This window comes from Martinezella lusitana (assembly GCF_016901135.1).
GTDB lineage: Bacteria > Pseudomonadota > Alphaproteobacteria > Rhizobiales > Rhizobiaceae > Rhizobium > Rhizobium lusitanum_D.
Genome location: NZ_JAFEVL010000045.1, coordinates 445,182 through 457,876 on the forward strand (window position 1 = coordinate 445,182; position 12,695 = coordinate 457,876).

Genomic DNA, 12,695 nt, shown 5'->3' on the forward strand with positions numbered 1-12,695 from the left:
TGCGGCCTTGTGGGGGACGAGAGGCTATTCTGATGAACAAGCTCCGATCATTTCGCTGCATTCCCCGTTTTGCCATGGCGATGAGCATTCTGATCGCCGCGATTTTTTCGCTGATGCTGCTGGCACCAGAAGCACACGCGCTTGATGTCGGGCAGCAGACGAAGGCGTCGAGCGAGCAGATCGAGAAGCTGATCAGAGCGCTGCGCGACAGCGGTGCCATGTCCGACAAGGACCTGTTGCAGCGGCGTGCCGATTTCGAGAACCTGATGGCAGCAACGCCGGATCCGACGCGGGTGCAGATTCGCCGCGTTGACGCCAACGGGGTTTCTGGCGACCTCATATGGCCGGCACGGCTGCATTACGGGATCGGCAGGCGTGCCATTCTCTATCTGCATGGAGGGGGCTTTTATAGCGGCTCGCTGCGGACGCACCGCAATATTGCCGCCTCGCTCGCCAAGGCGGCGTCGGCCGATGTGTTGCTCGTCGACTATCGTCTCGCGCCCGAAAACGGCTTTCCGTCACAGATCAACGATGCGGTGGCGGCCTATCGCTGGCTCCTGTCGTCGGGATACAAGGCCGGAAACATTGTCATTGTGGGGGAGTCGGTAGGCGGAACCCTGGCCATCGAGGTTATCCTGAACCAGCTTCGCCTCAGAGGAGCACTTCCCGCGGCGGTGGTTGCCATGAGCCCGGTGACCGATTTCGCTGCGACGGGGGCGTCACTGGTTGCAAACGCGTCCAATGACCCGTTTATGGGCAAGGACGAATTGACCATCATCCACAATGCTTATGTCGACGACCGATCACCGGTCGATCCCGAGGTGTCGCCGCTCTATGCCAATTTTGCCGGCTTTCCACCCCTGCTTATACAGGTGGGTTCGCGGGAGACGCTGCTGGATGACAGTGTCCGGCTGGCGGACAAGGTGCGGCAGGCGGGCGGAGACGTGGCCCTGGAAATATGGCCCGGGATGATTCACCAGTGGCAGATTTTCCCATTCTGGCTCGAGGATGCCAGGAAGTCGAATGGGAGAGTGGCGGAATTCGCGATATCGCATTTCGTCGACAAACCCGCACAATAGCGGCGCACGATCGTGGGATGATCCCGGTTTCCAAGAGAAGGGCCGCCCGGCACAAGCCGGGTTTTGCGACGCAGATTGCAATTATTTATCGCGATATATAATCGCAAGATAAATTTTATATGGACAACGTGCGGCGAAAACTCTATGGATAATGATATCGCGATAATAAATCGTGCAACACATTATAAGTGGAGATTGAAATGAGCCAGTCGATCAATCAAGCTACCCGTCGGGGCGTTATGACAGCCGGGCTCGGCCTTGCCGCCACGGCAGCCGTCATGCCCTTCGCTCAACCTGCGCAAGCCTCTACAAAGCAATCTTCGAAAGGTAAGGACACAATGAGCAGCAGCACGATCACCACCAAGGACGGAACTCAGATCTTCTACAAGGATTGGGGAACAGGCCAGCCGATCGTCTTCCATCATGGATGGCCCTTGAGCTCCGACGATTGGGACGCCCAGATGCTCTTCTTCCTCAATCAGGGCTACCGCGTTATCGCCCATGATCGCCGCGGCCACGGGCGCTCGAGCCAGACGGCGACCGGAAATGAGATGGATACCTATGCTGCCGACGTCGCGGCACTTGCCGAGCATCTCGACCTGAAAGGCGCTATTCACGTCGGTCATTCCACGGGTGGCGGCGAAGTCGCTCGCTACGTGGCCCAGTATGGCGGTCATGGCCGGGTTTCCAAGGCCGTGCTGATCGGCGCGGTGCCGCCGATCATGGTCAAATCCGACAAGAATCCCGGCGGTCTGCCGCTGGAAGTGTTCGATGGCTTCCGTGCGGCACTTGCCGCCAATCGCGCACAATTCTTCCGCGACGTTCCGGCGGGTCCGTTTTACGGCTTCAATCGCCCCGGCGCGGCGGTTTCGCAGGGCGTCATCGACAATTGGTGGCGTCAGGGCATGATGGGCGGCACCAAGGCGCACTACGACTGCATCAAGGCCTTCTCGGAAACGGATTTCACCGAGGATCTGAAGAAGATCGAGGTGCCGACGCTTGTCATGCATGGCGATGACGACCAGATCGTGCCGATCGCAGACGCGGCCCTTCTCTCCATCAAGCTGCTGAAGAACGGCACGCTGAAAGTCTACAAGGGCTTCCCGCACGGCATGGCGACCACGCATGCGGATATCATCAATGCGGATCTGCTGGCCTTCTTCAAGGCTTAACGATCCCCAAGAGTGAGGCGCCCGCCTTCTGGCGGGCGCCTCACAGCCGACCGGGTGCTGTTACCACGCCTGCTGCTTCAGCTATCAAGTTTCAATGAAAGCTGAACGGCACGCGGCAAGGGTGGTAGCGGCCGGCTGATGTCGACACGGCGTTTCCAATTGGCGAGCCGCTCCTGCTCGCGCTCCCGAAGCGCCTTCGAGACCGCGACAAAGGTCATGGCACGCTCTATGACTTGTTCAGCTTTGCTCATGGATATCTCCATATGTTCACTTTATGTTCTCATAGTGAGGTCAATAAGTCAAGCCTATGGCTGTGAGCGCTCAGCGCTACCAGGTTTTCCGAATATGGGGCCAGCAGTATTCCGACTGCTCTGCGGAACGTCCCAGACTTGCAACGCCAGTGAACGGGGTTGACGGTCAACTAGCCTTTCGGCTTGCGGCCCTGTTTTTGCTTCGGCTTCTCAACGGATGGGTCCGACACTTCCCTGGCCAATCTTTCCTGGCGGAGGCGTTCCGTCTTGCTTTCACGCGCAACGACTTCGTTTTGAATGATGGTCCGTGCTGAATCATTCGTGGCAATCGCCGCTTTTTCGGCTCTGGACAAGCGTTGCTCTGGCCGATTGACTCTAAACGCACTCATGTTGCCTCCTGGAGCTGCCGACAACAAAAAAGGCCGGAGCGAAACCGCGCCGACCTTCCTCACATCGCCCTCGCACCAATGCCAGTACATCCGTGGTCAAAAGAGGAAAACGACTAAAACATCGCGAGCGTCAAATTTCGTCAGCGCTCACCAGCAATGTTACTTCACGGATGTAGGGTGTTATTCCGTCGAATGCAAGTACTGGAGAAATTTATTTCGATTTAGCGCGCATCTATGCGGGGTTTCTGGAAGTTTTTTCGATACAGCTAAAGAGACGATGAGTATCCGTCTTCTCCGAACCTCAAATGGCTGATAAACTACTTGAGATCGATGCGACACGGAAAACGCTCCGCCCCCATCCTTCTCGGTGGCCCATGTCGAAGCTTACATTCAGGTATGGCATTCGTGAGGAGCGTGATTGTACCTGGACTGTGTACGATGTCTTCACGGGAAGGGCTGCGGAGCCCACGCATTGGATATTGAACGTTCTGACTGAGAAGGAAGCAAAGACCTATTGCGCCATTCTTAATGTCAAGGACATGGAAAGACGTGAACGTTTAGGCTTTTAGCGCATGGGTAAGCGAGATTGCTTTGTCCATTAGTGGCTAAGCGATATTCTCTTGCAATGTCACGCCCGGCCACGCCGCATGGGCTTTTTTCTTTCCTTAACCAACCTGGCCGTTTTCGGTGCTTCCGTGGCTTCCTGTTGCAGGCGAAGAGTTCGCAACGCCTCGGTTTTCTTTTCTCGAGCGGAGTTTTCCGCCGCCACGATGGTTTTTGACATGCTGGTAGTCGTCGCGGCTTTGTCGTTGGTGAGAGACGCCGCCTTCTTGAAGAATTGTTCCTTGGTGGCTGTCATGATCGCTCCTTCGCGCATAGCAGTAAATTGGGGAGGGTGGTCGAAGATTAACGAGTTTGGGTCCGGCTTCGGGTGCTCTTGGGCAGCAGGCCGTCTCTTTGTAGCTTTTTGCGCATCATCTTGCGGTGCCGGCGAATGGCTTGCGCTTTCTCTAGAACACGCTGCTCGGAGGCTTCACATAGGCTGAACGCACTTTTATTTCGCGAAAAATACCTTCTCGGATCATCTTCTTCTTTAGTACGCGCAATGCTTGATCGATATCATTGTCCTTTTACAAAAACTTGCAAATCAACCCTTCCTGTAGCGCACAATATGGCGCTCTATGCCCTATCTGAAGGCTTGTTTTTTGCCTCCCGCGGTAAGGGGTTTCAGCCAAGGCTCCGGTCTTGCTGATGTTGAGTTTTGGCTGTCGGCAACTGGATCCGCGCAAACCTGCTCGATGTCCGCCTCTGAGATGCGGCGTTCAAAGCTCTCATGCGTGAAGCGAACCTGATAATACGCCTCGGCGGAGTCGGAGGGGAGCATGCTTATAATGCGGCAGGTCCTTGGGGCTGCTTTCAGCCGAGTGAGATCCGCTTTCAAGACCACGATGTCTCCAGCCGAATACTTCATTCTGCTCATAGTATCCCCTCACTGATGGGCTGCGGAAATACAAAAGGCCGGGCTTAACCCCGACCTTTCCCTGCCAATCAAATCCTTGCTGCCAGTACATCCGTGGTCAGCATGACGAATGACAATTAGATAGCTTTGAGATTGTCGGCAGAGCTCTTGCCGGTCTTGCGATCGCGCACCAGCTCGTAGTCGACCTTTTGGCCTTCGGCGAGAGAATTCATACCTGCGCGCTCAACAGCAGAAATGTGAACGAACACATCCGTTGCGCCGTCTTCAGGTTGAATGAAGCCAAAACCTTTGGCGCTATTGAACCACTTTACAGTTCCAGAACTCATGACGATTTCCTTTCAATTAGACATAGAATTTCGCTCCGCGACAAACCATTTGCCGCAGTATCACGACCAAAATTGAAAGAAAATTCGGCTGCGCTTCCGCGCTAACAAAGATCATCAAGCAAGATCGACGTTATTAACATAGTGTTGAAACAAGGCGAAGGCAAGGCTGCATTATGATCGACGATTCCAACCGGCAGCCGCTCCGATACAATAAATGAAAATAACCCTTGATTTACAGTCGCCATGGGTGCCCGCTACACCTACTCGGTCGCAAGGCATGTGTCGATGATCCCGCGGATCTCGGTGCGGCAGGAGCCGCAGTTGGTGCCGACCTTCAGCGCTGCCAATAGGCGGCAATGCTGAAGTTGGTCTGCTCCCTGGCCGTCTCGCCTTTCATGAAGGCACGGATGGCGCGAGCTTCCTTTTGTTCGCAGGCGGCCCAGACATAGGTTTCGGGGTCGGACGCAGGCACGATATCGCGCAAGATGCGTTCGAGCGCGCCGGTCGTTCCTGCTGTCGCACCATCGCGGTGCAGCCAGGTGACATCAATCGACGCGTCGGAGGTCAAAGGCTGTTCTTCGTGCTTATCGGCGACTTCCAGGAAAACGCGCAGATCCGCTTCGACCGGCATGGCCGCGGCGATGCGGGCGATCGCGGGCAGTGCCGTCTCGTCGCCGGCCAGAATGAGTTTGCGCGCCGCCGGCACGCCACCGCCGCCCGGGCCGATGAGGCCGGCGCGATCGCCAGGCCGGGCGGTCAACGCCCATGTTGCGCCGGGGACGTTGTCGCCATCATGGACGACGAAATCGATGTTCATCTGGTCGCGGCCAAGATCGATGCTGCGGATCGTGTAGGCGCGGATGGTCAGCGCGTCATCGCCCTTGGGCCAATGGATGCGGCCATCCGGCTCGGTATGCGGCCAGACCGGCTCGCGGTCCTTCGGCGGAATAAGGAGCCGCGCATGCAGGCCGCCATCGACAAAATGCTTGGCATCGTCGGTCGCCACAACGACGCGGCGCATGTGCGGGGTGACGTCGTATGCGTCGACGACGCTGATCTCCCGAAAGTTGGGAATGGCTGATGGCTGCGGTCCATCGGCCCAATTGAGATCAAGCGCATTGCCAGCCGACAACTCGAAGAGGTTTTCCGCCACCATGCTGCGTATGGTGAAAAGCATTGCCGCAGTCGGGCAACGCAGCTTGATGTCAAGACGGTTGCTCGAAACGGCGATGTCGGCGCTGCCGATGACGGTCTCCAGGCGAGCTCCCGAAGCGCTCCGCGTGACTTTGACGTGTTCGGCAAAACGCTCGCAGAATTGCTCCAGCAGTTGTCCGGCATCCTCATGTGTGGCGACGCCGGAAGCCGTGAAATCCCTTGCATGCATCATTGCTTTGTCTCCTTGCGGGTCAGGAACCAGATGAGATACGGGCCGCCGATCAAGGCCGCGAACAGGCCGACCGGAACCTCGTAGGGAAAGATAACCACTCGCGACAGCCAGTCGGCCGCCGTCAGCAGCATCGCGCCGAGCAACAGGCTGGCGAGCAATTGCTTCATAGTGCTGCGGAATCCAATCAGGCGGGCGAGATGCGGCGCGATCAATCCGGTCAGGCTGAGCGGGCCGACGAGGAAAGACGGAATAGTGGTCAGGAGGGCGGCAACAATTGCAAGTACAAGCCGGCTCATCGCAACCGACAGGCCGACGGAGCGCGCGACGTCGCCGCCAAGTGGCAGGATGTCGAACCAGCGTCGCAATATCGGCAGCAACGGAATGAGCACAACGGCCGAAATGACGCCTGTCCAGGCCTCGAAGGAGCCGGCGCGATTGGTGGAGCCCGAAAGCCATGTCAACAGAAGATAGCCGCGCAGATCGCCACGGGCGAGAACGACCGTGACGATCGCCATCGACAGCGCCCCGATCGCTATTCCCGACAGCAGCAGCCGCTCCGGCCCGAAGCCACCGCGAGCGCTGATCGCCAGCATGAGGAGGAAGGCAATGAGCGCGCCGAGCGTCATGGCCGTGATCATGACCACTGGCGAGGGAAAGGCAAAGAGGAAGAGGGCCGCGGTCAGGCCCGCGCCGCCACCAGCACTGACGCCGAGCACTTCGGGGCTGGCGAGGGGATTGCCTGTGAGACGCTGCATGATGAAGCCGGCCGCCGCCAGCATGGCGCCGGCGGCGGCGGAAACAACGGCGCGGGGGAGGCGGAAAGGCAGCAGCTCCCAGAACCGGCTGCCTGTCGCCACCTGCCATCCATCCATGCTGCGACCGACCGATAGCACGAAGACAATCAGGAGGACGAAGGCGACGGCGAGCAGGATCAGCGTCCGGTGAGGTGCGGCAAGGTTTTGCCCTGCGCGCGGGGCGCTGTCGGCACGAAGGGGGTTGCCGGAATGCAGTCGCGGTAAGAGCAGAAGCAGCAGCGGCCCTCCCAGCAGAGCAGTTGCAGCACCAGTCGGGGCAAGGTCCGAAAAGCCTGGCGACAGCAGCTGCACCGCGCAATCCGTGAGGAACAGCAGGCCAGCGCCGGCGAGCGGCGCGGCGATCATCAGTTGCCCGGTGCGCCGCGCGCCGCAAAACCGGGCGAGATGCGGTGCTGCAAGACCGAGGAAGCCGATGATCCCGACCTGGGCCGTTACCGAGGCGGAGAGCCAGACAGCAAGCGCCAGAATGGCAAGGCGAATGCTATGCAATGCGAGGCCGAGGCTTTTCGCGCTGTTATCGTCGAGGCTCATGACGGTCAGCGGACGGATCAGCACGACAGCGGCGGCGAGGCCTATGGCGAGGCGTGGGGCAAGCGCGATGACGCCGTCCCAGCTTTGCTGGTTCAGCGCGCCCGCGCCCCAGATGAAGATGGACATGGCGTATTCGCCGCGTGCGAGAATGATGGTGACACTCAGTGCAGAGGCCACCAACGTCACCATCATGCCGCAAAGCGCCACCGTCACCGGATCGAGGCCGCGGCGCCAGCTCAGGGCCAGTACCAGCACGACCGCGGTGAGCCCGCCGGCAAATGCCGCGATCTCACGCGGCAGTCCGATCAGCAGCGGAAAGAAACCCAACGCCATCGTCATTGCGAGTTGCGCACCGGCGGCGATCCCGAGTGTCGATGCATCGGCGATGGGGTTGCGCAGAACCCTTTGTAACAGCGCGCCGGAAAGGCCGAGAGCAGCCCCCGCAATGAGCGCGATGGCCGAGCGCGGCAGCAGGCTGTCGACAAGCAGGATGCGATTGAGAACCGTCGCTCCGGTCATATCGGGGGCGAGCTGCGGACGCAGGGCGACCAGCAGGGTGAAGGCGAGGATGCAGGCAAGGCCAAGAACAGCCCCGCTCGAGGCCAGCGGCTTGCGTCTGACGATGCCGGGCCGCTCAACCGTTCCATGCATGGGCAAGCTCTCCTGCAAGGAGATCGGCAAAACGTCCGGCTGCCGGCAGCGCGCCATAGGGGTTGATCGAGCCGAGCAGAAGGACGCGGTCGGCCTGTACCGGCGGCAGCGCCTTCCAGAAGGCGCTTTGCTGCAGCTCGGCAAAAGCATCCGCCGGATGCGGCGGGATCAGCACGATCCACGCTTCCGGCATGGCGGCCAGACGCTCGATCCCGACCGGGGCGGTTGCCGAATAGCTGGTGAGATCAGGCCAGGCATTGGTAAGGCCGGTGCGGGTCAGGACTTCGCCGAGCATGCTGTCGGAGCCGAAGACACGGAAATGTCTGGCATCACCGAGATTGATCGGCAGGATTGGCCGGTGGTCGCCCTTGCTGAACCGGCCGCGATAGGCCTCGAGCTTTGTCTGCGTGGCCTCGACGAGCGCGCCGCCGGCGGCCAGCCCAAGCCGGTCACCAAGCGCGAGCGTCATCTGCTCCGAAAGCTGATAGGGGCTGGCGCCCGGCTGATAAACGGCGTGGCTTTCGACCGGGGCGATCAGGCGCATGCGATCATTGGCCCAGGCATAAAAATTGGAGTTGAAGATCAGGTCGGGCTTGGCGGCGTAAAGGACTTCGAAATTCGGCGTGCCGCGCAGGCCGAGATCGGCGACACCTGACGGCACGGAAGGCGTGACAGCGACATCCCGGAACTGCAGAAGCTCGGTTCCGGCGACGACATTGGCGCCGATGCCGAGCAGGGTTTCCAGAATGGCCCAATCGAGTGTCGCGACGCGCGGGCTCGCCGCTGCCTGCGCCGGCGTCAAACCGGTGATCACGCCGGCTGCGACCGTCGCCAGGAACCGTCGGCGCGACAGCATATGATCGCTTTGCACAGTCATAGAAGATAGGGGATCGGTTCGTGACGTTGCGGATGGGAAAACGCGCCCATGCCGACGCTGAAAATTCGCTGCAACCGCTCCGCCGTCATCATGGTTGCGGGATCGCCTTCGGCGATGACGCGGCCGATATCGGCGAGTTTGGGGAGAGGCATGGTTGCATCGCCTTTGGTTTCAAACGAGGACGAGGATTGCCATTCGGCAATCCTCGGCTCTTTGCCACGGTTCGGAAATAAAGTATACTTTTATTATCAACTTACCATTTCTTGCTGAGCTTGAAGGTAATCGTCCGTGCCTCGCCATAGCCGCAGACATTTTCCCCCGCGCACCCCGCGACGTAGTTCTTGTCGAAGAGATTGGCGACGTTGAGCGAGGCGCCCCATCCCTTCTTCTCGTAGCGGATGCCGGCATCGAAGAGCGTCGCGGAGGGCACGCGCAGGGTGTTGGCCTCGTCTGCCCAGGACTTGCCCTGGTAACGCACGCCGGCGCCGATGCTCAGACCGTCAAGCGCATCGCTGGTGAAGGCATAGTCGAGCCAGAGCGAGGCGGTGGAGTTTGGCACGAGGTAGGGCGAATTGCCGACGACGGAAGAATCGATGTCCTTGGTGATTTCGAGATCCGTGTAGGAGTAGGAGCCGAGCAGCTTCCAGTTCTGGTCCAGATTGACCTTGCCCTCGAATTCGACGCCGCGTGAACGGACCTCGCCGATCTGCCGCTGCAGGAAGGTGACGGGATCGGTCAGGGCCATGTTCTTGCGGTCGATCTGGAAGACGGATGCCGTGAACAGGCCGTCGATGAAATCGGGCTCGTACTTCACGCCGGCTTCATACTGCTCGCCCTTTTCCGAGGTCAGGCCGCCGCCGGTGACGCTGGTGCCGACCAACGGCCTGAAGAAGGTGCCGGCGCTGACATAGGGCGTGATGCCGTTGGAGAACTCGTATGCGAGGCCTGCGCGGCCGCTCGGCGCATTTTCGTTCGAGCTGTAGGTCGTGCCGACCGTCGCGTCGGAATTGGTGTCGACGAAGTCGTAACGGCCGTTGAGCGTCAGCAGCCAGCCGCCGCCGAAGCGCATCTGGTCCTGCGTATAGATGCCCAGTTGCTGCTGCGTCAGCACCTGATCGAGATAGACGAAGTTTGTACCCTGCGCCGTGCCGTAGACCGGATTGGTCGCGCTGATCGGGTTGGAGCCGCAGCAGGCCTGAATCTGGTCGAGCCGGTAGATCGAATAGTCGGTGCCGATCAGGAAATCATGGCTGATGGGGCCGGTGTCGAACTTGTTCTCTGCGCGCGTGTCGACCGAGAAAGTGTCCACCTTCGAGCGTTCGAAAAAGCCGATGCGGTTCAGCATGTAATCCGGATCGTCATAGGACGGGCTGAGCGGATTGCCATCCACATAGCCGTTCAGATACGGACCTTCCTCACGCTTGTAGAGATGGCCGTAGCGCGCATTCTGCGACACGGTCCAGCCGCCGTCGAAGTCGTGCGAGAACTCGTAGCCGAGCATCTGCTGGGCATATTTCAGGTTGTCGATACTGCGTTCGCCATAGAAGGCATCGCGCTTGATCTTGCCGAAGGGCGCATCGACGACGGTGCCGACATAGGGGAAGAAACCGTTGCCGGTGTGAATCTCGTCGAGACCGCTGAGCATGCCGTAGACGGTAAGCTTGGTGGATTCATCCGGAGAGATCGTCACCTGCGGCATGATGAAGCCACGCAGGTCGTGGGTACCGTCGCTATAGGTATCGCCGCCGGCGATCTTGCCGGTCAATCGGTAGCGGTAGACGCCATCCGCCGAAAGCTTGTCGGAGAAGTCGAAGCCGACGAAAGCGTTGCCGAGGTTGTTGATGCCGATCTCGGTGTAGTAAGAGGGATCGTCGGTCGGCTCCTTGCGCACCATGTTGACGAGGCCGCCGGGGTTGGACCCGCCGTAGAGCACGGAGGAGGGACCTTTCAGCACCTCGACGCGCTCGAGCATGAACGGATCGATCTGGAAGCCGCCGAAGCCATAGCTGTAGAGCGTCAGGCCGTTCATGAAGACGCCGGTCTGCGTCGCATCGAAGCCGCGAATATAGAACCAGTCGGTATCGCCGTCATTGCCGAAGGGTTGCGTGGTGACGCCGGGCGTATAGCGCAGCGCCTCGTCGACCTTGTTGGTAATGCCGCGATCCTGCATTTCCTCCCGGCCGACGACGGACACCGATTGCGGCACCTCGGTGATCGGCGTATCGGCCTTCGAACCCGAAGTCGTCTTCTTGGCGACATAGCCCTTAACCGGGGCCGTACCACTATCTTCGCTCTTCTGCTGTGCACCCTGGATGACCAAGGGCTGCAATTCCGTGGGGCTTTCCTGTGCCATGAGCTGCGAACCCGCCAGCAGCGCTGCAATGGCTACGCCCGTCGCCAAAAAACGCGTCTTCGATTGGTCTTTCTTCGATCCCAGCATTTCCGTCATATGTCCCGATTTTACGCCTGCTCGGCCAGGGCGGCCGATCCCTCAATAAGATGAGCAGTTAACTCATATTTAACGGCGCGGCTTGTCCGTTGCTGGGGAAATTGAATGTTTTTGGGCAATTCTCCGCGACGCGTACAATTGCTCGCGAACTGTGGTTTTCAGGCAAGCCGGCTTCGCTTCCAACTGGCCGGGGCAGCGCCGACATTCTTGCGGAAGACACGGGTGAAATGCGCTTGGTCGGCAAAGCCGGTCTCGACGGCAACGGTCGTCAGCGGCATCTCGTTCTTCAACAGAAGGTGCTTGGCCCGTTCGAGCCGGGCCTGCGTCTGCCATTGGTGCGGCGGCAAGCCGGTCGAGGCTTTGAAGGCGTGGCTGAAATGCGATTGTGACAGGCCGGTGAGGGAGGCAAGCTCCTCGAGCCGGATGTTGCGCACGCAATTTTCCTCGATGTAGTCGACGGCGCGGCGCAGCTGCCAGGCCGCAAGCGCGCTGCGCCGACGCGGTTGCGGCGCGCGCAATTGCAGCACATTGATCAGCAGGGAGAGCGTCAGACCATCGCCATAGAGATCGTGGAGCGGCTCGGGATTCTCGCATTCGGCGGCGATCAGCTCAGCGAGCGCTATCAGCCGTGAATCGCTGAAATGCAGTCGCGGATGGTCGATCTGCGCGGGATCGATGTCCTCCATCAGCCTTCTGCCAATGATTTCGGTATCGAAATGAATATCGAGATGTCGCACGAATTCGATGCCGCTAAGATCGGCCCAGAGCTCCATGCCAGCGGGAATGTAGGAAATCCGGCCATGATCATAATCCTGCGGACGCCCTTGCGCGCGCGGTGACAGCCGGACGTTCGTCGCTCCCGAGCCGCGTTGGTCGAGCAGGATGAACAGCCGCGGATCCTGGGAGATATAGTATCCGCCGGCTTGCGCCGCGCAGTTGACGTTCCATATGTCGGCAACGATGCCATTCCATTGGCGGCGATGGACACCGCCGATGACGGAGAAGCCGCCGATCTTGTTTTGCATTCTTGGCTGAAACGTCATTCGTAGCTTCCGGCGTTGCTCCGCGGGATAATCCTTCAGATTAAACTCAAGTTATTATATCAGAGCCATGCCGCTGGCAATTGGGTGATTGCGGCCTTCATCACCGTCAGGTTTGGCTAGCAAGAAGCCTCGTTCCGGCGCTACAAATCGCGCGGCCGGAACATTGTGCCGGATGGACGATTGTGTTTGATGAGAGGGAAAATCATCCGGCCGCTAGCGCATGAAGCGACAACGCACGCTTGAAA

General features: G+C 59.5%; 13 protein-coding genes and 1 pseudogene. 2 read left to right on the forward strand and 12 right to left on the reverse strand.

Annotated features, from left to right (window positions below):
- The first annotated feature begins 101 nt into the window (after positions 1–101).
- Positions 102–1,079, forward strand: coding sequence for an alpha/beta hydrolase (locus JTP94_RS17905; protein ID WP_312038185.1), 978 nt, complete (start codon positions 102–104; stop codon positions 1,077–1,079).
- 338 nt (positions 1,080–1,417) lie between these two features.
- Positions 1,418–2,251: an alpha/beta fold hydrolase gene (locus JTP94_RS17910; protein WP_204851821.1), complete on the forward strand. Its 834-nt coding sequence runs from the start codon at positions 1,418–1,420 to the stop codon at positions 2,249–2,251.
- A gap of 77 nt (positions 2,252–2,328) precedes the next feature.
- On the opposite strand, the gene JTP94_RS17915 is transcribed toward JTP94_RS17910, so the two are convergent.
- The 12 genes and pseudogenes from JTP94_RS17915 to JTP94_RS17970 all read right to left on the reverse strand — a co-directional run bounded on the left by JTP94_RS17915 (position 2,329) and on the right by JTP94_RS17970 (position 12,450).
- Positions 2,329–2,502 (reverse strand): hypothetical protein, encoded by a 174-nt coding sequence (locus JTP94_RS17915; protein ID WP_169055465.1) that lies wholly within the window; start codon positions 2,500–2,502, stop codon positions 2,329–2,331.
- Between the two features lie 170 nt (positions 2,503–2,672).
- Positions 2,673–2,855 carry a hypothetical protein gene (locus JTP94_RS17920; RefSeq protein WP_204851822.1) on the reverse strand — a complete coding sequence of 61 codons (183 nt, stop codon included), beginning with the start codon at positions 2,853–2,855 and terminating at the stop codon, positions 2,673–2,675.
- 664 nt (positions 2,856–3,519) lie between these two features.
- Complete coding sequence (locus JTP94_RS17925) at positions 3,520–3,750, reverse strand: hypothetical protein (protein ID WP_204851823.1); 231 nt, start codon at positions 3,748–3,750, stop codon at positions 3,520–3,522.
- Positions 3,751–3,797: 47 nt separating this feature from the next.
- Positions 3,798–3,976 (reverse strand): annotated as a pseudogene (rpsU, locus tag JTP94_RS35575) (30S ribosomal protein S21).
- Between the two features lie 101 nt (positions 3,977–4,077).
- Entirely contained in the window at positions 4,078–4,371 is a 294-nt protein-coding gene (locus tag JTP94_RS17935; RefSeq protein ID WP_204851824.1) for a cold-shock protein, read from the reverse strand.
- A 116-nt stretch (positions 4,372–4,487) separates the two neighbouring features.
- Entirely contained in the window at positions 4,488–4,697 is a 210-nt protein-coding gene (locus JTP94_RS17940) for a cold-shock protein (RefSeq protein WP_037192391.1), read from the reverse strand.
- 334 nt (positions 4,698–5,031) lie between these two features.
- Positions 5,032–6,084, reverse strand: a complete 1,053-nt coding sequence (locus tag JTP94_RS17945) for a siderophore-interacting protein (RefSeq protein WP_246755031.1) — start codon at positions 6,082–6,084, stop codon at positions 5,032–5,034.
- Positions 6,081–8,081 carry a Fe(3+)-hydroxamate ABC transporter permease FhuB gene (gene fhuB / locus JTP94_RS17950; RefSeq protein WP_246755033.1) on the reverse strand — a complete coding sequence of 667 codons (2,001 nt, stop codon included), beginning with the start codon at positions 8,079–8,081 and terminating at the stop codon, positions 6,081–6,083. The genes JTP94_RS17945 and fhuB overlap by 4 nt, the downstream gene beginning before the upstream one ends.
- Positions 8,065–8,937 carry an ABC transporter substrate-binding protein gene (locus JTP94_RS17955; protein ID WP_204851826.1) on the reverse strand — a complete coding sequence of 291 codons (873 nt, stop codon included), beginning with the start codon at positions 8,935–8,937 and terminating at the stop codon, positions 8,065–8,067. The genes fhuB and JTP94_RS17955 overlap by 17 nt, the downstream gene beginning before the upstream one ends.
- A 17-nt stretch (positions 8,938–8,954) precedes the next feature.
- Positions 8,955–9,110, reverse strand: coding sequence for a hypothetical protein (locus JTP94_RS17960; protein ID WP_204851827.1), 156 nt, complete (start codon positions 9,108–9,110; stop codon positions 8,955–8,957).
- Positions 9,111–9,211: 101 nt separating this feature from the next.
- Complete coding sequence (locus JTP94_RS17965; protein WP_204851828.1) at positions 9,212–11,407, reverse strand: TonB-dependent siderophore receptor; 2,196 nt, start codon at positions 11,405–11,407, stop codon at positions 9,212–9,214.
- Positions 11,408–11,565: 158 nt separating this feature from the next.
- Entirely contained in the window at positions 11,566–12,450 is an 885-nt protein-coding gene (locus tag JTP94_RS17970; protein ID WP_204851829.1) for an AraC family transcriptional regulator, read from the reverse strand.
- Positions 12,451–12,695 lie beyond the last annotated feature (245 nt).